18 protein-coding genes and 2 pseudogenes are annotated in these 19,628 nt (G+C 56.7%); 9 read left to right on the forward strand and 11 right to left on the reverse strand.

Annotated elements, in window-relative coordinates:
* Positions 1 to 110: 110 nt before the first annotated feature.
* The 5 genes and pseudogenes from NKI38_RS04490 to NKI38_RS04510 all read right to left on the reverse strand — a co-directional run bounded on the left by NKI38_RS04490 (position 111) and on the right by NKI38_RS04510 (position 6,878).
* On the reverse strand, positions 111 to 1,796 hold the full coding sequence (locus NKI38_RS04490) for an SIR2 family protein (RefSeq protein WP_352655127.1): 1,686 nt from the start codon (positions 1,794 to 1,796) through the stop codon (positions 111 to 113).
* 529 nt (positions 1,797 to 2,325) lie between these two features.
* Complete coding sequence (locus NKI38_RS04495) at positions 2,326 to 3,156, reverse strand: thermonuclease family protein (protein WP_352655129.1); 831 nt, start codon at positions 3,154 to 3,156, stop codon at positions 2,326 to 2,328.
* Between the two features lie 220 nt (positions 3,157 to 3,376).
* Positions 3,377 to 4,606: a PAN domain-containing protein gene (locus tag NKI38_RS04500; protein WP_352655131.1), complete on the reverse strand. Its 1,230-nt coding sequence runs from the start codon at positions 4,604 to 4,606 to the stop codon at positions 3,377 to 3,379.
* A complete protein-coding gene (locus NKI38_RS04505; protein ID WP_352655133.1) occupies positions 4,581 to 6,254 on the reverse strand; it encodes a coiled-coil domain-containing protein in 1,674 nt (557 codons plus the stop codon). The genes NKI38_RS04500 and NKI38_RS04505 overlap by 26 nt, the downstream gene beginning before the upstream one ends.
* A 365-nt stretch (positions 6,255 to 6,619) precedes the next feature.
* Positions 6,620 to 6,878: pseudogene (locus NKI38_RS04510) on the reverse strand (hypothetical protein).
* A 1,054-nt stretch (positions 6,879 to 7,932) separates the two neighbouring features.
* Between NKI38_RS04510 and NKI38_RS04515 the strand changes: the two are divergent.
* The 4 genes from NKI38_RS04515 to NKI38_RS04530 all read left to right on the forward strand — a co-directional run bounded on the left by NKI38_RS04515 (position 7,933) and on the right by NKI38_RS04530 (position 11,188).
* Positions 7,933 to 8,649, forward strand: coding sequence for a pentapeptide repeat-containing protein (locus NKI38_RS04515; protein ID WP_352655134.1), 717 nt, complete (start codon positions 7,933 to 7,935; stop codon positions 8,647 to 8,649).
* Positions 8,650 to 9,587: 938 nt separating this feature from the next.
* Positions 9,588 to 10,151, forward strand: coding sequence for an ATP-dependent DNA ligase (locus tag NKI38_RS04520; RefSeq protein ID WP_352655136.1), 564 nt, complete (start codon positions 9,588 to 9,590; stop codon positions 10,149 to 10,151).
* Between the two features lie 150 nt (positions 10,152 to 10,301).
* Positions 10,302 to 10,661, forward strand: coding sequence for a hypothetical protein (locus NKI38_RS04525; RefSeq protein WP_352655138.1), 360 nt, complete (start codon positions 10,302 to 10,304; stop codon positions 10,659 to 10,661).
* Positions 10,658 to 11,188 (forward strand): hypothetical protein, encoded by a 531-nt coding sequence (locus tag NKI38_RS04530; protein ID WP_352655140.1) that lies wholly within the window; start codon positions 10,658 to 10,660, stop codon positions 11,186 to 11,188. Before NKI38_RS04525 ends, NKI38_RS04530 begins: the two co-directional genes overlap by 4 nt.
* Positions 11,189 to 11,200: 12 nt before the next feature.
* Here NKI38_RS04530 and NKI38_RS04535 read toward each other — a convergent pair whose 3' ends face one another.
* The gene (locus tag NKI38_RS04535; RefSeq protein WP_352655142.1) at positions 11,201 to 11,359 is read right to left on the reverse strand and encodes a hypothetical protein; all 159 of its coding nucleotides are present in this window, start codon (positions 11,357 to 11,359) and stop codon (positions 11,201 to 11,203) included.
* Positions 11,356 to 11,571 (reverse strand): hypothetical protein, encoded by a 216-nt coding sequence (locus NKI38_RS04540; RefSeq protein WP_352655144.1) that lies wholly within the window; start codon positions 11,569 to 11,571, stop codon positions 11,356 to 11,358. The genes NKI38_RS04535 and NKI38_RS04540 overlap by 4 nt, the downstream gene beginning before the upstream one ends.
* A 35-nt stretch (positions 11,572 to 11,606) precedes the next feature.
* Here NKI38_RS04540 and NKI38_RS04545 point away from each other — a divergent pair, with 35 nt between their 5' ends.
* The gene (locus NKI38_RS04545; RefSeq protein ID WP_352655145.1) at positions 11,607 to 11,792 is read left to right on the forward strand and encodes a hypothetical protein; all 186 of its coding nucleotides are present in this window, start codon (positions 11,607 to 11,609) and stop codon (positions 11,790 to 11,792) included.
* Between the two features lie 49 nt (positions 11,793 to 11,841).
* Positions 11,842 to 12,066: a hypothetical protein gene (locus NKI38_RS04550; RefSeq protein WP_352655147.1), complete on the forward strand. Its 225-nt coding sequence runs from the start codon at positions 11,842 to 11,844 to the stop codon at positions 12,064 to 12,066.
* A 238-nt stretch (positions 12,067 to 12,304) separates the two neighbouring features.
* On the opposite strand, the gene NKI38_RS04555 is transcribed toward NKI38_RS04550, so the two are convergent.
* From NKI38_RS04555 to NKI38_RS04565, 3 genes are read right to left on the reverse strand one after another with little or no spacing between them, the layout of a single operon-like run.
* Positions 12,305 to 12,790, reverse strand: coding sequence for a hypothetical protein (locus NKI38_RS04555; protein WP_352655149.1), 486 nt, complete (start codon positions 12,788 to 12,790; stop codon positions 12,305 to 12,307).
* A gap of 12 nt (positions 12,791 to 12,802) precedes the next feature.
* A complete protein-coding gene (locus tag NKI38_RS04560) occupies positions 12,803 to 13,162 on the reverse strand; it encodes an STAS-like domain-containing protein (protein WP_352655151.1) in 360 nt (119 codons plus the stop codon).
* A complete protein-coding gene (locus NKI38_RS04565; protein ID WP_352655153.1) occupies positions 13,159 to 14,388 on the reverse strand; it encodes an ATP-binding protein in 1,230 nt (409 codons plus the stop codon). The genes NKI38_RS04560 and NKI38_RS04565 overlap by 4 nt, the downstream gene beginning before the upstream one ends.
* A gap of 313 nt (positions 14,389 to 14,701) precedes the next feature.
* On the opposite strand from NKI38_RS04565, the gene NKI38_RS04570 reads away from it, so the two are divergent.
* Positions 14,702 to 15,262: a hypothetical protein gene (locus NKI38_RS04570; protein WP_352655154.1), complete on the forward strand. Its 561-nt coding sequence runs from the start codon at positions 14,702 to 14,704 to the stop codon at positions 15,260 to 15,262.
* 172 nt (positions 15,263 to 15,434) lie between these two features.
* Positions 15,435 to 15,861 (forward strand): annotated as a pseudogene (tnpA, locus tag NKI38_RS04575) (IS200/IS605 family transposase).
* 82 nt (positions 15,862 to 15,943) lie between these two features.
* Here tnpA and NKI38_RS04580 read toward each other — a convergent pair.
* The gene (locus tag NKI38_RS04580; RefSeq protein WP_352655156.1) at positions 15,944 to 18,199 is read right to left on the reverse strand and encodes an FG-GAP-like repeat-containing protein; all 2,256 of its coding nucleotides are present in this window, start codon (positions 18,197 to 18,199) and stop codon (positions 15,944 to 15,946) included.
* A 557-nt stretch (positions 18,200 to 18,756) separates the two neighbouring features.
* Here NKI38_RS04580 and NKI38_RS04585 point away from each other — a divergent pair.
* On the forward strand, positions 18,757 to 19,512 hold the full coding sequence (locus NKI38_RS04585; protein ID WP_352655158.1) for a hypothetical protein: 756 nt from the start codon (positions 18,757 to 18,759) through the stop codon (positions 19,510 to 19,512).
* Positions 19,513 to 19,628: the final 116 nt, after the last annotated feature.

Raw genomic sequence — 19,628 nt, forward strand, 5'->3', positions numbered from 1 at the left:
CAGGGTGATGATCCATCAAGTCCGTAAACGGCCAAATCCGCGACCGAGCTAAACAATCTACGCCGCGAGAGCTGAAGCTCAACCGCAAGACTTTCGGCATCGGCCTCCCCCTACTTTGCTCCCTCGGACCGCAGAATGCGGCGCTCCAGATTGCGGCGCCGGCGCTTTTGTTCCGCGGAAACGGCCGCAGCCTGCTTCAGATAAGCCGCCTTTTCCTTTCCCTTCAATTTCTTGGCGAATTCCAGCATCGTATAATACCAGCTGTGATGCGCGGCTGTATCCGTCGGCTCAATCTCCGCAGCCCGGCGGTATTTCTCAAATGCCGCCTTATAGGTCTTGGCGGCGCCGGTTCTACGGGCGAAATCGGCCAGCGCATGGCCCCAGCTCAGATAGACGCTGTAATAGTTTGGATTAGCCGCTCCCGCAGCCTGGAAATGCACCATCGACTTCTTAAACAGCACGAGGTCGTCCGTGATCCGCGCCAAATCATGTAGTGCCTTGGCAAAATTGTTGTGAACGACGTCCGGCGTCCGGGTGTGTCGGAGCGCCGCTTCGTAATGGCCAAATGCTTCTCTCAGTATCCCATTGTCGTTGCGGGGATATTCTCCGCGCGCCAGATCCGCCAGCGCATTCGCCAAATTGTTGTGGGCGTCTGAAAATTGAGGATCTATTGCCAGTGCGGCCCGATATTTCACGACGGCGCGGTTGAGCAGGGCTTCCGCCGCCCTAGTCATCACTTCCAGTGCACCATCCCGGACTGCCATAGACAGGTCGAACAGGACATTGCCCCAGTTGTAGAGGGCATCAGCTTCTGTGCCCCGAATTTTCGTCGCGATGGCGAAATGCTCAGCGGCTTTCCGATAAAGGTCACGATCATCGTCGATTTTCGCCGCTGAGTGCGCGCGATCGCCCAGAATCATTTGGGACCAGCCGTAAGTGTCCCGTTCCCGTTCGGTCAGCTTCTTCAGCTGCCGGCCCTTGAACAACGCGGCAACGCGCTCATGCTCGCCTGCGAGGAAATAGTATTCGGCAGATAGGGCCTGCTCTTGGCCTGCGATCAGCGCGTCGAGCTGGGGCCGTATGACGGCGGCGACGTCAAACCGGCTTTCGCGGACCCCAGGCTCGTCGTCCAGATTGTTTCTCGGAGCTTTGTAGTCCTTCAGCATCTGAAACATAGATTTTAAATGCGAAAACGGCTGCGTTACGAAACGCGGGGGAAAGCATCCGAGCTTTTGAGCCAACGTGACGAAGAAATCATCGGCATCCCAATCACCCAAAAAGTGCGTGCCGCGTCCGGGGGTGAGGAGCTGGTTGGAGACATGGGCCGGCGGCGTCTTTCCATAGCCTACCCAATAGAGCCCATACTCGAACGTCCTAACATCGGCCAGAAGATCAAAAACCGGATCGTTCTCGCCACTATAACCGACCACAATCCAAATCCGGCCTTTGTGCGCATCCTCGAAAACAGGTTTCACATAGCGGCGATGTTTGTTCACCTCTTCACGCGTGTTGAGAAGCACAAAGCCATCACGCTGGCCATGGAGATGGAATATCGACTTTTCACTCACCTGGTCGGGATTGAAAAGATGCGATGCGGCGAAGTCATAAATCGCCGGGAACGAATTTATAAGTGAGCAGGCCCTGGAAACGAGAGGATCAAAATTGGTGGTAAGTACCCGATCGACAAAGTCGTGATCAATAAGTTGAGCCAGCGCGAGGTGGGCCCAATTGATTTTCGCATTGTCGATGTATCCGCCAATAAGGTCGCGCCGGACCCCCCGGTCGAGAGCTGCCATACAGCCAGGATAGTCTTTCGGGGTCGCACGCGCGTAGGCGGCAGGATATGTCGTCCTAATATGCTCTACCACGGCACCTGCCGACGGAATCCCCGCGCTGATCGAAGAGCCAGCACCGAGTAGTACGGTGCATTTTCGCGTTGTGCCTGGTTTCGGCCGCAGCGCCTCTACAATATCTTCTAACGTGCGTGGGGGCGTTGGTGTCAAACTATTCTCATGTTGGAATTGAGTGCATCACGCCTCAGGGTCCAAGCGTTTCAAAAAGGTCTGCCGGCAACCCATTGCGCTGATAGAATGCGAGGAGTCTTGGAAGAATGCCATAGGGTCCGTCCGCCGACCGCACATCAACTTTAGCCCCTGCCATTTCTCAGGTGGCTATGCCGACCGACTGGTGACCTTGCAATTTGTCGATGCGCTCTGGGCCAAGGTAGGCGCTGTAGAAACTAAGAGAGCTAATGGCAACCACAACCAGACCTTCACTCAAAGTCCCCCCGGGTGAGGTTTCGTTGGCGGATTCCAGCCGTCTTTGTTAGCACAAGCTCTCACACGGGATTCCGTCCTTGTCGCGATCGAGCTTTCCGCCCCAAGAACAATTGGCCAGGTACCAATTTGCTTCATCGCACGAACTGATCTGCGGACAGGTTCGCCGCGGCTGGCAGGAGTAACTTTGTGCAACTTGCCTGCTGATGAGGCCTAGGGGTTGGCGGGTAGCCGGTCGAGTGCCATCAGGGTGCGCTGCGCGCCATTCCCAAGGCGTCTGAAACTTTCCGGCCCAAAGGCCGACCTTAGCCGCCTCGGCTCTCCCCTGTTCTTTGGCATAGGCCCCGTTGCTGTAGCGGGGCCAGTCCAGCGCCTGGCCGTGCTCGACCATCCATGAGGCAACACTGGCGCCGTCTGCACGCCTGCAATTGCCAACGAGGCGGTCATAGCGATCCCAGGAGACAAAGGAGCACCGCACGGGCTTGGAGGTCGAGAGGAAGCTGTCGAGCGCTTCTGCCGCTCGTCGGCCGCAAGGGTACTCGAACCCCTTAGCATTGCCGCAGTACTGCTTGCTCTCGGGCGCATCAATGCCGTTGAAGCGGATGCGCCGTCCATGGATTTCGATGGTGTCGCCGTCGATCACAGACGCAATACCGGCGATGGGCTCCGACTTCGGGCCGAACGAGTTCGACGCGGTGATCATCTCTGGCCAACTTTCGCTGTTCTGGATGGCGGTTTGGGCGACTAGAGCGCCAGCCGCAACGACAGTCACCAAGGTCAGGCGCAGCGGCACACTCGCCCATTGGCGCGCACGGCTATGCTTGGCACCGGATCGCTTTCGCCATTGAGCAGATCGATTGCCGTATCGGTATTTATCCAAGCCCTCGTCCCCCGAAGAGAGGATGCGTCTGTTTTAATAAAGAGTCTAGAAAGCGACGTAGCCGTTGAAGGCAGTCAACCGCAATTGGAAAACATCCATCGGGCGATAGCCGAGCTCAGGCCCTGATCTTGTCACTGGTCCGGGGAAGGGCTGGAGCCAAGCCGGCCCGCGTCATGGTCCCACCATGGCGCCGGCTTTCATGCTCGGGCCGGCGACCAATTCAACTGCGGGTCTCCTTGACGCCCGACGTTACGCCCTTGAACGGAGACGATGAGGTCACGTTGTCGAGCATAGCGCACATCTTGTTCGGACCGTCAAAATTAAAGCCTAGACATCTCTGATCAGCGGCGCAGGCCAATACGCAGTCGGCATAGCCGCTCCGCACATTGGCGTAAGCGCCCCCAACGACTACCGTGTCCTTGCCGAAAACGAGGCTGGAGTACTGGAGATTCGCCTTGATTGCTCCCTTCGCCGCCATCACTGCGTCAGGGCTCCTAACCAAAATTGACCCGTTACTCTTCATGAAACAGGCGGCATGTTTCTTATCGTAGGTGAGTGCTAAGCAGCGGCGATCTGCTTCGCATTGGGCTTGGCACTGTTCAAGCGAGACATTCCAAGCAGGCATACCCGGCAGATCGTTTCCGATCGCGTCCCATCCTTCCTGCACAGACAGTACTTCGGCCGCCGCTGCTGCTTCTTTCCGCTGATCGTCCATGTCAAAATCGCTTGGCGCGAAACTGGCCTCGTCGAGCCAGAGGCAACGGCTGGCGAGTTCACGCGCCGACTTGTCGTCAAGGCCTACCGATGCGAGTGTCTCGTTCGACGACACCGGTGCCAACGGCATCGATGTAGGTGAGGGTCTGTTGACAAGGCTTACCTGAACCTCGACACCGGTGTTTGCCAGCTTGCGCGTATAACACCAAGCGGTGTCCCAGGTTGGAGCTTTCTCACTGTCAAAATGATGGCCGGACTCGAGTTGCCAAGTGCTGCCAGCGTAGGTGACTTGGCGATTTGCGAACTTGACGAAATCGAACGTATCTGGATTGGCGGGGTCTGCGGGCGGCGGTGTCGGCTGCTCGATTGGCGGCGACTTCGGCTTATCGGTCTTATCCTTCTCGGCGATTGTGTCGCCGCCCGAAAGTCTATCGTCCGATTTCTTCGTCTCGTTTGGCTCGTTCTCTTTCGGGTTTGGCGAATCGGTTGCGACCGGCGGCTCCGGTTGGGCCACCGTGGGGTCGCGATCAAAGACCAGCCATACACCCACGCCGATCCCAATAGCGGCCATTGCGACGGCAGCGCCGCTAGCCATTCGCCGAAATGCATTGGCGCGAGCGATCTTGTCGTGCGCAGCTGCTTCTGCCTGCAGAGTTGGAATGGCCGACCGTTTGATCTGCAGATCGATCGCTTGTTCGAGCAGCTTGGTGTTATGTCGTACGAGCACGTCTACCACCCCGCTTCGCCGCAGTGGCCGGCTCGTTAAAATCTAATTGCAGTTCGCCCTCCAGGGCATTCTCCATCTCTTTTTGATCGTATTGCCCTTTTGCCGAAACCTTTACTAGATCGATTACTTCCGGAGGCAGTTCCCGATCTAACGCCCGTCGCAGCGCCTCCGGGTCGTCAGTAAGGATAGGCACATAGAGGATCTCTTTGACGATCTTCTCGACTTCGACAGGAACCTCGACGTGCTTTTCTACTTCTCTGTCGAAAGGCACCTGCACGGGTACCTTCCGGACACGGCGCCACCGCCAGCGTAACAGCATTCGACGCAACAAACGCGAGAGTTTGCTGTCACGCTGAACCTCGGGCTGTGCGCCGATGCGTTGTAGGGCCAGCGCAACCATCGCCGTGATCGGCCCCGCTAACGCAGCGATGAATGCAAGCGAGGCGAACCAGATCGTCGATACCGTGCCAGCCTGAGCGTCTGTAACGTCTTCTGGCTTCAGCCCGTACCAGCGAGCTGCCAGCCTACGGATCTGATCGTTGCGAGCGACTGGGAGGCGCTCTGTTTCCAGGCGGCTGAGTTCCGTTGCGATCGCCTCTTGCCGCTGCTGGTTCTTGGCGAGCGTCTCCGACTTGCGAGTTGCGGCTTCCTGAGCGGCCGCTAGCGCAGTACGTGCCTCGTCAAGCTTACGATCCCAATCGGCCGCGGTGCCGTCGTAGAGCTTCTCCAGATCGTTGCGCCTAGCCTCAAGTCGCTGTTTGCCTTCAAGAGTCATCGGAGGACTATCTTTTCGCAGCCTCTCATATTCCGCGCGGGCCGCGGCGACTGCGGGCTCCAATTCTGCCAATTTCGGCGCGAATTCGACCTCTTTTTTCAGCCGCGGATTGGCTAACTTGTTCAGCCCTTCTTCGTTGCGCTGCACTGACGCAAGATCGCCTGTTTCTCGCGCGCTCTTTATACGATCAACGTAGCTATCCCGCTGTCCCTCGAACTGCTCCACGGCGTCCTTGATCTCTCGATCGCGCCGTTCCACGAGCGCGCTTAGCGCTGCTTGTTTCTCCCCAAGAAACTCTTTTGCTCGCGCTGCCGCTGGCGACAGGGTGGTTGCGGCCTGCAGCTCTTCGTCAACCTCTGTTATCCTTGCACGCAATTTGTCGCGCTCGACGTCAGCCAATCCACCGAGCTGCTCCAGATCACTTCGGGCCTTTGCCTCGTCGTCAGAGTTTCGCAAACTTTCGGCTGCCGCCTTCAGATTATCGAGCTCTTGCTGGAGTGCTTTAGTCCGGTTGGCGAAGTTGGCATACTGCACCTCGCGCATTGTGCTGGCACGCTCCAATCCCAGAAGGACTGTCTCAAAAGTGATGCCGGCCAAAACGAGCAGAAAGGCCAAGATCACGGGCTTCCAAATCCACGATGCGCCGAACAGAAGAGTGGCGATTGGAATCTTCGTCAGCTCGGCAATGGCGATCATGAAGAATGGGGCACTTGCAAGCACAAGATCCATCGAGTTCGCGGCCTCATTGGCAACGAAGCCGCGGTAACTCAGAGCGACGCCGGTTGTTAGGCCGATGATCGCCGCAACGATTTCAAGTGCCCACGCACCGCGATACGTCCACTGGCCATAGCTCGCCAGTTTCTGGCTCATTGCCGTGTACATATACAAGTCCCCACCCTTACCCAAACCCATCTTGACATGCGACGCTGGTGTTTGCAGCAAAATTTACGGCTAGATGCAGCGTAACTTCGAACAGAGTGAATAACGGCGATCTGGCAACAAATTTGTTACGTCTGCTAGCCTGATTTATTTCGGGTGGCGCCCTGTCTCGGCAAGCGCTTCGTTACGGCGCGTGTTTTGATTGTTCCCCGACGAGCACCAAGGCCAAGGTCAAGGCGCAGGGATGGCAAAAGGGATCGGCGACTTCCCTAGGCGCGACCCTCCGCTGCCGTCAATGGAGCGGGGTCCTTGGCGCCTGTGCAGCCATGGCGTGTTTTGCGCAGAATTAGTTTCCTGAGCGGCCGCGTTCACTCCATATCCGGAACGTCGCCACTGACGAATAGCGTGGTGGGCGGCCCATAGTCCCCTTGCGCTGGGTCTGCATCGCGGCTCCAGGCGATAACCCCGACATGATTGGAAGACAGCGCCTTGGCCGTGCGGACCGCTCGCCTCGCTTGGCTGATCGGTCGGGCCGTAAGCGGTGAATAGTTCACCCTCATCGCCGCGGTCGAACGCGACCACCACGATCAGCTTGGGCTTTTTCTGGAGCAGGATGTTGTCAGACATTGCAGCTAAGCGCTTCCGTCGGTGATCCTTTCATTGTCGAGCGCGTACGGCACAGGTAAATAGGCGTTGGCGATGAGCCAATCGCCTATGATGGTCTGGACGAGTTTGGCTTCGAAACGCCCATTTCGGCTGCGAGTCCGGCGAGCGATTCATTAACCTTTGGGTCTAGGTCGAAGCCCTGCACGTTTCGAAGCATCAGAGCGGCCCGACGGAGCACAACTTGCAGGTCTCCGCGGGAGACGTCTGCGATGCTGTCTGCGGCTCTCTCCAAATCGACCGCGATACTGAGGCGGGTCATTGGTGCATCCCTCCTGAAAGGTATCGCTCGCCTTCGCGGCGGTGCTTCATGCAAAACCAGTGCGAGGGCTGACGCGGCTTAGCAAACCCGAACCCTGCATCTTTGCCGCAGCCGGCGTGCTCGCACGCATGATTGTCGACGCGTCGAGATTGTGCGGGGCCGCTTGGCATGCCTTGGGTAAGCCGTGATGGTTCATCGCTCATGTTGAAAGATTCCACGAATCGACTTGACGGGCAAGGAAAATGTTCCTCTTTTGTTCACATGGCGCACGATGCGATCGACACGCTGGGAAAGGCGACCCGACACAACATGCTTGCTTTGGATCGAAGCCTCTCATTGTTGCAGCGCTGGCAGAGAGTGTAGCCGCCGGCGCCGCGGCGGCTGGTGCGATGTCTCATCTCGGAAGGGTGAGCAAGCTTCCCATTTAAACGGCCGTTGTCGAAGAAGTGCGGCATGTCGGCGTGCCGTATGCTGTCCGCATTGAACGCCGCCTGGTGATCGAGCCGAACGGCGACGAAGTCGACTTCAATGGCTCGAGGGGATTACGACGGCGGCGAGAACGACCAGCCCGGCCTGATTTCTGGCAGGCAGGGCGCCTAAAAGTAACACGCTGCTAACTTTGGCCCGCTGCCTCCCGGTGGCGGGCTTTTCATTTGGCGGTGGGGACTAGCGGATTAGCGGGAAAAACGCCGTCGCTTTCGAGTGTCAGCAGATGTGGTAGGGTTGATGTCGGCGAGTAGTAGAGGTCCAGCAACAATGAGTTTGAGACGAACCAGAGCTTACGGCGCATCCGGCTTGGTTCTAGCGGTTTGCACTGTGTTTGCTTGGCAGAACGCCACTGCCGCTCAAAATTGCGACGCAGCCGCGACGCCTGGCGTCGATTGGCAGAACTGTGACAAAAAGCTTCTCATCCTAAAAGGACAGGACCTGAGCGGGGCGAATCTCTTCGGTGTTGATTTCACTTCGACCGACCTCAGGAACAGCAATCTCCGTGCGGCAAATTTTGAGAAGGCAACGCTTGTGCGTGCTTCCCTGGCCGACTCGACCGCCAAAGGCGCCCGGTTCGACAAAATCGAGGCCTACAGGACCGACTTCAGCCGTATGGACGCGCAGGGCGCTGTGTTTGCGAGCGCGGAAGTGCAGCGCTCGAATTTCCAGGACGCCAATCTGACCAATGTTGATTTCACAAAGGCGGAATTGGGGCGAGCGCAGTTCCATGAAGCCGATATCAGCGGCAGCCGCTTTTCGTTTGCCAATCTCGCGCGGGCGGACTTTCGAGGAGCGACGTTCACCGCGCCGATAGACTTTGACCGCGCTTTTTTCTTTCTGACCCGTGTCGAGGGCCTAGATCTTTCCAATTCGGCGGGTCTGTCCCAGTGGCAGCTCAACATGGCTTGCGGAGACGCCCGGACCGAGTTGCCTTCTGGCTTGACGAGGCCTGAAAATTGGCCCTGTCAATTCCAGCAGGAATAGTTGTCGGCAAGCCGCCTATGATGGCAAGGACGCCGACGGGACAAGTGGATCATAACGGCGAACTCTGAAGATGATTGTAAAATCAATGTGTTAAGGTGTAAAGAACATACAAAGGAGATCATATCGCTTTACGAGAGCGGCTTGGACAGGGTCAGATTGCCAGAATGATTGGAATAGGAGCAACTTCTGTCCATCGCGTTCTTGTCGCATCGGGCATCGAAAGGCGACCGACAGGTGGCCAAAAGAAACGACATTCATAGCGTGTGCGGGAACGGTGCAGAGGTTAGCGCCGAATTCAAATGCGGCTTTTGAACGAACGAATCCTTTTGCCACCGCGCGCCCGCAATGACTAATTCCTTGACGGATGCCCGCCACGGGGGCGGCGTATGCTGAACACGAGATTGTGACGCATGATGGAGTGGAATCAGGGGGCTGGTTCTTCAGAAGCTTCAATTTCTTACGGCGCTCTAGGTCGCGGGTGCACGGAGTCTGACAACCGAAAAGCGGATCTGACACGCGGACCGCATCGATCGCCCATAATCGATGCTTTTGCTGGTTGGCGTCGCGCTTCCGGCATGTTCTCATTCTGGCAATGCTGCTCGCTGAAATCGCCAACCGGGCAGGTTACGAGTTTTCCTTTTGCACTCACTCCGGGACTTACTGTGATCGAGCTTGACCGTAACGTGGAGCGAATCCTTGGAGGGCTGTGGGGCCGCGGCATCGACTCGGCCATGCGTAACGTCGCAGATCGGCTGAAGTTCATTAAGCCGCTTGAGCCGGGTGTTGGAGCCGCCGGTCAGTGACGATTGGATCCACGAGATCAAGTACGACGGGTTCCGCACCCAGCTGATCCTTGACTGGGCCGGCGGCAGAGCTCTCACCAAGAATGGGCACGATGGTCGAAGCGTTACTGGCCTATCGTCGCTGCTCTTGAACAATTGCCCTTCAAAGAGCTGATCCTGGATGGTGAAATGATCGCGCCGGAACCCGATGGCCGGCCGAATTTCCACGAGATGCATTTCCGCATGGTCTGGAACGCCGAGCAGCTAGCCTTCGTCGCCTTCGATATCCTCTACAAGAACGGCGAGGATCTGAGATCACGGCCGACGATCGAGCGGAAGGAGATCCTGTGGGATGTGGTGAAGCCCGCGAAGGGTATCATTCAGTACAGCGAGGATGTTGAGGGCGGCGGCGCCGAGTTTTACGCCGCTGTCCAGGAGATGGGGCTGGAGGGAATGGTCTCCAAGCGCCGGGGAGGGCGGTATCTCAGCGGACCATCCGACTCCTGGGTCAAGACGAAGTGCTGGGAGGTCGGCGACTTCGAATTGATGGGCATCAAGAGCGAGCCAGGCAAGCAGACGACAGCTTTCGTTGCGCGCGACGGCAAATATGCCGGCTCCGCCACGATTACGCTGACAAAGCAGTTGCGAGACCGTTTGTGGCAGTGGATCCAGAAGGCGAAAGCCGACAAGCCGGTTGGTGTGCCCAAAGGCCGTGGCTGACCCCGGTGTTGAGTGGGTCAAGCCGGGCATCAACGCTCGCGTCAGGTACCTGCGTGGCGAGAACAAGCTTCGCTACGCTATTCTGCAGGGGCTGGTCGAAGACTAGGTTTGTCGGCTACACAGAGACATCTTGGTGGGAGGGACTAATACTTGGACAAGGAAAATATCGAGCCGACAGAGGCTATGTTCGGGACTGAGGGGGAACTCAACGATAACGATGGGCTTCCCAAAGAGGGTGCGGAAATCGCCCAGGGAGCAGAGGCCCTTCAGCAGGAGAAGGAACTGGATCGGGAAACCGCCCGCTTTAGGGCGAATGCCTTCGATCGGGCATCAACATCGCTCGTAACAATCGGCGTCTTTACGCCGTTGGTCAGCCTCCTCTATCGCTCAACACTCCTGGCATTCATGCAGACCCAGGAACTCGCGATGGCCGTCATTGGTTGTCTGCTAGTTGCTTATCTCCTACATTCGACAGGAAGAGGCATCCTCGAAATGGGATACAGACCATGAGCCCTCCTTTTATAATCGTTTTGATTGCCCTCGCTGCCATTCTCGGGTGGGCATTCATCACCAAAGCCAGGTTTGCGCAACATTTGAAGGATCGTAAGGAGCGCGAGAAAGCTTTGGGGGAGCGCGCCGAAGCCTACCGAGCAAAGCTGAACGAGAAGAGCGAGGAACTCCGCAAGAACCTAGAGGAGAAAGCTCCACCAGGGCCGAATGACATGTTGGTTCCTCACGCGTCTACTGATTTCAGTCGGTGGTGGACGTTGGGCAACGCAGTTGATGTGGACAAAATGCAGGAATTTGTGCGCACCACGACTGCTCTCAGGGAACTCAACCGTAACCTGGATCAATACCGAGCTATGACGTTTCTCGATGGACGATATCTCGGCCTCAGAAATCCCGCGAGCAGTTTGGAAGTCTATAAGAGGATTGCAGAGGACCTTATCGCCGAACGAACTGGCTGGGTGATGGGCGGCGTCCTGCGGGAACCGGTGGGGAAAACCGCAAAAAAGGTCGTCCGGGCACCCAAATAAGCCTTGCCTCTATTACGACGCCGGTTTGTTAGCCTGTCGCTTCGCAGCGCGGGCCAGCTCCTTGGCGCCGGCCGTGGGGTATTCCTTCTTCCCGCCCTTGAGCAGGTTCTTGCCGATGTTCTTGTTCGTCACCGGCTTGCAGCGCTTGTAGATGTGGTTGGTGTGGGTCATTTCGGATACTCCGGGTGATAGGTGTAGAGGATGCCGGTGGTCTCGATGCCACGGGCGGCCACGCGGTTCCAGTTGGCCAGCATGCGGAGGAAGCCGAGCTCGCCACACGAGCCGATCGCTCGAAACACGTCGGCGTCCTCGATCTCGACCGCTTCCATGTGGGCGAGCCGGGAGGCCTTGAAGGTCCAGCGAGCGTAGCGGTGGATGGTCACCGCCACATCTCCCGCACCAGTTCCTGGTTCTTGCGGTGGCACCAGACAGCGAACTTCTTGCCGGAGTCGACCGCCGCGCTGGGCCAGTCGGAGGCGCGGGCGACGACCAGGTTCTCGATCTCGTCGTCGGCCGTGCCGACATGCTGCCGGCCGATCAGCCAGCGGATCTGTTGGAGCGGGATCTTGGGATGGATCTTGTGGCGTTTGCCGTCGAGGGGTGAAGGATTTCACGCTTGTTCTCCATCCGTTCAGGGCGTAGGAATTTATTCCATGCGCGTCAGCCCACCCACGATCGAAGAGTTCGCATTCCACATTGAGCTGTGGAGCGATGACGATCTGCGGGTGGATGAGACGTTGGCCGTGGCGAAGAATATTCGCGTGGCTCAGGCGGCCTACAACGAGGCCGTAAGGGGGCAGGAGGGCCGCATCGTGAAGTTACGACACGGCGCGCGGGTCATTTTGACCGATGAAACACGTCGACATCAGTCAAGCTAAGAGGAACATCCGAGCCACGCTCGGCACGCTGGAGGAATGGTATGTCCTCCTGGGCTATTGCTATGCCTGCGACCACATTGGGATGCTCGACCGATGGGAGCTTCAGCGCCGGCTCGGTCGAGACATCCGGATCAAGTCATTGGAAGTGAGCTGGTCTGCACCAAGTGCGGAAACTGTCATCACAACGGTTCTACATAGCGAGGCAGAAGCGCTAGTCGCGCGTCGTTGCAGTTTTCAGTCATTCCTTTGGACCGTGGTCACGCCACAGATCCTTGAAAAACCACTTTGTAACACGGAACATGTGGCCGAGAGATAGCAGGTTAACGCGTGAAACTCGTAGCAGATGGATTGCATCAGCAGCTAAATCCGCTGTCGCCATTGCGCGTTCGGGATCCAAAGCGCGACGAGCGCTCTCGAAACTGCCACCTGTAGCAGATTTGTAGAGTTCTTGCATTCCGGTTTGGTATTCGGCGTGGCGGGGTCCGCAAATGCGGCTGATTACCTCGTAGAGTGCGGTTGTGCCGGCGTGAGTCACTCTGACCTTCGCTGCCAAGAACGTTTCTTCTTCGAGATCCTTCGGCGTTTTCAGCCAATAGCTTTGAGCGGCCTCGCTCAATTTCTCAATGTCCTTGATGTGCTCATTGATCAGCGCGCTTTCCTCAGACCGAGCGGCCCGGTACTGTTGAAAAATTACACCCGCCAGAAAGCTGACGAGTGCGATCAAGACCTTGTCCATTTACGAAGCCAGCTGGGTGTGGACTTCCACACGCGCTTCGTCGATTAGCGCTACGATCATATCCCTAAAAAAGAAGAGGTGAGGTTTGGTACAGCGAATGCGAATTATCCGCCTCACCACGTCTTTCGGGAATATCCCGTAGCGGATGAGGCCGGCGAAGGACTCCTCCAAAAAAGATGAGCCGAAAGACCTGACGCCATCGATATCAATCGTCAATTCCTCGGAAGACCCGCTCTCGAGTATCTGTTTGATACGCGGCACCAGATATTCCTCTCGGAAGCGCTCACCATTGTGCGCGCCGTCTTCGGGAAAACGCCCCGCGGGGTAGGTGTAAAATTCGTTTGCAACATCAATTTTCATGGTGTGCGTCCTTGCTGGGGAAGCCTAACGGACCACTCGACAAGCGTTCCACCGATAGAAGAAGATAGAGCACCAGAGGTAAACCGTCCATTATGGGTTCGTTTGCACCAGCCGCCGCGGCTGAAAATGCTGAGGTTGCCTTCTCCAATCCGCGTCAGGGCTTCAAACATTTGAGGCAAGCCGAGACCACGATGCCGCTGATCGGTCCGCGAGCCTCCGTATCGCATTGCTGCCCGTATATAAATGGGATCGTCTTCAAATGGATGACTACTTGAGGGACGGTGAAATGCCTGCTCCACGCGACGGCGGATTGCCCGCTCCAGATACCCGCGGACTTTCTCTAATCTCTCAACCTTTGGGTAAGTTACAGGTATCGTCGCGCCTTGGTCGTAGACGACCACTGTCAAGGAGTTGTCCAAACGATCTGCCGTCGCCGTTACCCAGAGGCTGTTGATATGCTTGTCTGGGATTTCCATACCATCCGCATAAGCATGATGGATCACGTTCGTGATCGCCTCGCTCAGCCCCGTCAGGAACTGCACAAACACATTTTCGGAGAGATTGTCCGTCGGATCGAGGAACAGGCCTAACTGTGTTAACGCCTGGTCGATATCCTCAAGCGCGTCAAGATTTTGCGCGCGGACGATCCGCATGGTTCGGGTTTTCCCACTGTCACTTACGACTGGCCGCACTTTTTTCTCGATGCCAAGTATCTCGAAGAAGCCAAGCTGCGTGAGTTTGGCGTATACCTGTGGGTTCCATTTATTCAAGTTTACCGTGGGGGGCACGACGCCGATCAAGGTCGAAATACGCTGATATTCTGCCGCCAAGACTATGGAAGCTGCGGTAGAAATGTCGCTAAGCTGTCCAAAATCGTAATAGGTCGATATTCGCGGAAGCGCCGCCTGTGGACGGTGCACGAAGCCGGCGTTGGTACCTATCGCCCTTTGAAAACCCTCTCGGAGCCCTGCGAAGAAGCGATAAGTGTCGTTGGGGTTCTCATCGAAGCAGAGGGGAGAGGGCGGCTTGCGTCCTGCTGTTGCGGAAATAGCCCATTCAACCTCCCCGCCTTCCCAGATCTGGACACGATAAGCTATCCGACGAACTGTAGAGGGCCGCTTAATTGGCCCCCAATCACTCGGTTTCGGAATACGGTGGCGACGTCTTTCCTCGTTGTGAGATCGGAGTGCGAACCAGCGTCTTCGTGTCTTGTCCAGTTTTCTCAAGGCGCGTCCGTTTTATGCCAACCCGATCAACTGCTTTTGTATTTGTTTGCTCACAAAAGATACACGTTTCAGCAGAATTGGTACGATCGTCTTCGGTGGTGTCTCAGTTTGAATTTCAGAAGTAGGCAGGAAGTTGCCGCTGGGGGTGTCTACTAAAACCGACCGCGTCCCGCCAGGCGCGAAAACTTAATGAGGGTGCCTAGGTTTCAAATATTATATTTTCGAACGAATTGGCGGGGTAACGGGGCTCATTTGTAAGTCGCGTTAACATCGTCTATTGTTTTCCGTGAATAACCGAGGGGAGGAGGATCTCATGAACGACGAAATCGATCTATTCGGCGAGGACGGTGACAAGCTCTCTGACGCCGAATTTGGCAAACAAGTTAGGTCATTCCGGCATCGCCTCGCGGTCAAGTCCGAGACAAACTCCCTAGAGAATTCAAATAGGCAAAGAGAGGGTATTAGCCCATTACAAGACTTGCGCACTGTCATTGGCTTCAACGACTTTAACAGAAAAGTATATTGCAATGTTTCGAATGTCTCACTTGTTTTGACGCAAATGGTCCGCGACGATGGGCCGCAGCTCGGCGGCAGTTACGATCTTTACTTCCATCAAGATTGCACCAGCAGATGGAATGCCGGTGAAGCTAACTACGACTGGTACTTCAACGTCAAACTGTGGAACTCAACTGTTCAGAAGCCGGAAAATCTGTTAATTTCAACCAGCTGCGGTTGGTGGGTGCACGGATGTGGGAAGATGGATGCTCACTCATCGGGTCAGTGGGTTGATGGCACCATTAGGGGGCAGGACATCCGGTCTTGGCAGACGGGTTTGCTGACATGGACGAGTCTTAGCTCTGTACTTGGCTGCTAGTACGGGCTGCCGAAGGGTACCGCCAGAAGGCGATGCCTGGACTATTCTCGATGGCCGAGGGCGTGCAGCGACTGGACCACTGAAGTTTCTTTTAGAGTCCCCGATAGGGGATCAGGAAACCCCACGCCTTTAGGCGGCTGGGATCGCGGCGCTTGCCGTGTAGACTGGCTGGATGGAAGCGTACAAGCGTGGCAGCCACACGGTTTGGCACTGCAAGTATCACCTGGTTTGGGTGACGAAGTACCGTTACGCGGTGCTTGGCGGCGACGTTGGAAACCGGTGCCGGGAGTTGCTGCGCGAGACGGCGCGCGCGCACGAGATGGTTGTGCATGCCGGCTCGATCAACCGCGACCATGTGCATATGCTGGTGTCGATCCCGCCGCGGCTGTCGGTGTCGCGCGGTGCAGCACCTGAAGGGGCGCAGCTCGCACAAGCTGCTGAGCGAGTTCGCAATACTGCGCAAGCGCTACTAGGGCCAGCACCTATGGGCGAGAGGCTATTGGGTGGTGAGCAGCGGGAATGTGACCGACGAGATGTGGGCCGAATACATCATGAACCAGGAGCCGCCCGAGCCCGACGACAACTTCAACGTGACGTGAGTTCGCGCCCTGTCCGCCGGACGGCGGACCGATCCGGCTTTAAGCCGTAACTTGAAGCCACCGCCTTTAGGCGGTGGAGTATTCACAGAAAAAAATCTGACCCAGTCAGATTGTGATTGATACCCGTCAGCATGATCGTGAAGTCCGCCGTCGTATTGCCGTCCACGTCGGCCTGAACAAATGTGTTTCCATCGCTCTCATACCACGTAACGCTGTGCGCAACGACGTTTGAGGCTTGACCAGCAAACGCGAAGCCTTGGTCTTTCTTCATGGAAGTGTTTGCATCGATTACAAACAAATCGATGTGATCCGCATGCTGGAAGTCGAAGTCGGTGATGGTAGTCGGAGTGGCTGGCGCGCTGTCGGCCAGCGCTTTAAACACAAATGTGTCGGCACCTGACCCGCCGGTCAGAACATCGGCCCCGCCGCCGCCAGTGATTTTGTCTACACCACCCCCGCCGATGATCGTATTGGCACCAGTCGTTCCCATCAGAACGTCGTTAAAAGCGGAGCCCGTAAGGCTTTCAAATGAGATCAGCGTATCTTGCCCTGCGCCGACAGTGCTCTGTGCAGCCGTCACCGCAAGGCTAACCGTCACTCCCGATCCAGCATGTTCGTAGGAGATCGTGTCGATACCGGCTCCCCCATCAAGAAGGTTGCTACCGCTACTGCCCTCGAGGATATCGTTAAAGCCAGAGCCGGTCAGATTCTCGATGTTGAATAGCATGTCGCCCTCAGCATCGCCACCATGTCCTGTTCCCGTCGCCAAGCTCACCGTCACGCTCGCGGACGATGTGAGGTAGGATGCCGTGTCGGGCCCCTGTCCGCCATCCAGGAAATCTGCGCCTCGCCCGCCGATCAAGACGTCCACACCATTTCCGCCGTCCAGATGATCATTGCCGGCCAATCCTAAAAGCGTGTCGTTGCCTCCTAACCCGGAGATCGAATCCTCCTCGCCAGTTCCGGTCAGTGTTTGGCTCGAGTTATTTCCAACAATCGTGGCTCCAACGACATTTTGAACGGACACGGCAATCGCCTGCGTGTCGATACCGCCGTTGCCGTCCGAAACCTGGACGGTCACGTCGTAGACGTTGTTGGAGCCGACGTCGGTCGGATTCTCGAAGTCAGGTGCCGCGACAAAGGCGAGCGCGCCCGTCGTTATGTCGATTGCGAACAGAGCTGCATCGGCGCCACCAGCAACCGTGTAGCTCAACGACTGCTCAGGATCTGGATCGCTGGCGGTCACTGTTGTTGCCGCCGTGTTGTTCTCGGGGGCCGAAACAGTGGCCGTATCGCCGCCCCCGTCAGACGTGATGATTGGGGAGGAATTTTCGTAATGGCTCACGAGGACGGTAACTGTTCCGCCTTCCGTGTTACTTATGACAATATCCTGCCTCCCGTCACCATTAACATCGGCCATGTCGGAGAAGGCGGCGTTCGGCCCAACGGAGTAGTCTAGATGAGGCTGGAAAGTCCCGTCACCATTGCCCAACAGAATCGAAAGCGTGCCTCCATTGATTGCTGCAGCATCCAGCTTGCCGTCACCGTTCACGTCGCCAAGGGCAGCAACACTACCAGTAATCGCAATTTCTGTTGGCGCCTGAAAGGTGCCATCGCCGTTGCCCAGTCGAATTGAGATGGAATTGCCACCGGTAACTAGATCCAGCTTGCCATCTCCGTTCAGGTCACCAAGAGCATAGCCGTTTATTGGCTCTGAATAGATAGTTGGCGGCTGGAAACTGCCATCCCCGTTGCCCAGCAGAGTTGCAAACCCGTTGCTAACATTGTCCTGTACGAAGAGATCAAGCTTTCCGTCGCCGTTCAAATCGCCCGCGATCAGTCCGCCTGGGCCGTCTCCAGCCGCATACGTCGCCTGCGGTTGGAAGCTTCCGTCGCCATTGCCCAGCAGAACAGAAACCACAGTGCTGCCTTGGTTTCCCACGACGACGTCCAACTTCCCATCCCCGTTCAGGTCGCCGATGATCATGCGGTTGGGGTTCGCCCCCACTGCGTAATTCATGGGCTGGAGCTGAAAGCTGCCGTCACCGCTTCCCAGCAGGACCGAAACTGCGCCGCCGGCACCTATCTCCACGGCGATATCCAAAATGCCGTCGCCGTTTAGGTCGCCGACAACAGCGGAATGAGGCTGATCATCGAGCGAGTAACTGGTTGCTGATTGGAAGGTGCCGTCGCCGTTGCCCAACAAAACCGATATCGTACTGCCATATACGTCGGGAACAATCAGGTCTAGTTTACCGTCCCCATTTGTGTCGCCAGTCGTAAAATATTGTGGTCCTGCTCCGGCGGCGTAGTCTGTTCTCGCAAAGGTCAACGTCATCGTGCTTCCTTCCACCAACCTCGGCCAAACATGGGCGCGGGTCTGCACTCGCGCGCGGAAAACTGGGAATGGGAATATGCATGCCTACCGGGGCACCATCGCCACCACTGGAGAGAACAAGGGCTTCGGCACGTCCCTGTTTTATGGGCAGCAAATAGCAAGCAAGAGCTTGTCTATGGTTAACGTAGCGTCAAAAAAGCCAACACGCAACGGCTTCAGTCGAAGGTTGTAGTCAGAGCTGATCAACCGATGTAGGCGCACCAGTGCTCCCAGCCCGCGCCCGTGATACCGGAACCGCTCAGTTGTCCGGTTGCGTTGCGCTTAGGTCTGCCATGTAAGAGCACATCGGTGCCACGCTCGGCAGCTCGTCGGGAGAGGTCCAACCATACACGCCCCGGGCAGGTGCGACACCGGGCCAACATGCGTTGCCGTTAAGTGGATGGTTGGGTTCCCCTGGAGGACAGCAACATGGGTTGCACCTGGATGGGGTCGGGGTAGCTGACAAGCTGCCCTATTGAGACAGTTCGGCTGTGATACTAGCTTGCGCCAAAGAGGTGATGACGATGCTGCCCGACAATGCCTTCATGCGAAGACTGCCTATCGCGGTGCCCCTTAAAAAGCGCCTTGAGGTGGACGCTATACTCACGTCCACTGACATAGCATTCGTGGCCTACGATAAGATTTTCGACATTTTGACTGGCTTGCACCTGTCTCAAGTTCCGGGAATACCGCTCCGAACGGCGACCGAACTTTGTCTGAACGCGTGGGCGATCGTGGACAGCGTCCACACCCTACGCCAGTTTGCTGAGAAAACTGCCAAGCCCGAAGGTCAAATGGCGAGGTTCCTAAAATCTTGTGAGCATTTCACAGAAATGCGTAACGTGATGCATCATCGCGCCGGTCAATTGGGCAACGCAGCGAATACGAAAGCCGAAAACCACCCTACGTACGGCGTCGTGTCCTTCTGCTCACCGATCGACTCCGATCAGAGGTTCAACATGACCCAGATCACGTTAGGAACGACGCACCACGAGAGGCATCGGTTTGCCGATGTCGACAGTAACCTTAATCCCTCTGACAAGACGATAACGCACGTGACCCTGACAGCATTTGATTACCAAACAGACCTGTCACGGGTTAATCTTGAGCTTTATGAGCTCATAGTATCCATGAACAGACAGTTGCAGGAAACGATCCTACCCCAACTAACTGCAGCGGCGGAGGCTGCTGGAGAGGACCTAGATAAAGTACTTGCGGATTACAACGGCCGAAATGATATCATCACTGTTATGATGCAGTTTGAGGGGTCTTGAGCTCAAGCCGCGACCTTCGTCACGTCGATAACAGCGTCGTGGTGTGGTGCCGGGATCAGCTCGGCGTTGAACTGCTTGAAGCCGTTGTTCGTCACCTCCTGCGAGCGATAGATCAG

Origin of the sequence: Mesorhizobium sp. M0621 (assembly GCF_040320745.1) — a bacterium.
Lineage (GTDB): Bacteria > Pseudomonadota > Alphaproteobacteria > Rhizobiales > Rhizobiaceae > Mesorhizobium.

What these genes read in the sequence shown, in the direction of transcription:
- NKI38_RS04490 (WP_352655127.1), bottom strand. Translation starts at nt 1,796, where the DNA reads ATGGCAGCTCTCGACCGGGGGGTCCGGCGCGACCTTATTGGCGGATAC.
- NKI38_RS04505 (WP_352655133.1), bottom strand. Translation starts at nt 6,254, where the DNA reads ATGTACACGGCAATGAGCCAGAAACTGGCGAGCTATGGCCAGTGGACG.
- NKI38_RS04515 (WP_352655134.1), top strand. Translation starts at nt 7,933, where the DNA reads ATGAGTTTGAGACGAACCAGAGCTTACGGCGCATCCGGCTTGGTTCTA.
- NKI38_RS04530 (WP_352655140.1), top strand. Translation starts at nt 10,658, where the DNA reads ATGAGCCCTCCTTTTATAATCGTTTTGATTGCCCTCGCTGCCATTCTC.
- NKI38_RS04535 (WP_352655142.1), bottom strand. Translation starts at nt 11,359, where the DNA reads ATGACCCACACCAACCACATCTACAAGCGCTGCAAGCCGGTGACGAAC.
- NKI38_RS04550 (WP_352655147.1), top strand. Translation starts at nt 11,842, where the DNA reads ATGCGCGTCAGCCCACCCACGATCGAAGAGTTCGCATTCCACATTGAG.
- NKI38_RS04560 (WP_352655151.1), bottom strand. Translation starts at nt 13,162, where the DNA reads ATGAAAATTGATGTTGCAAACGAATTTTACACCTACCCCGCGGGGCGT.
- NKI38_RS04570 (WP_352655154.1), top strand. Translation starts at nt 14,702, where the DNA reads ATGAACGACGAAATCGATCTATTCGGCGAGGACGGTGACAAGCTCTCT.
- NKI38_RS04580 (WP_352655156.1), bottom strand. Translation starts at nt 18,199, where the DNA reads ATGACGTTGACCTTTGCGAGAACAGACTACGCCGCCGGAGCAGGACCA.
- NKI38_RS04585 (WP_352655158.1), top strand. Translation starts at nt 18,757, where the DNA reads ATGACGATGCTGCCCGACAATGCCTTCATGCGAAGACTGCCTATCGCG.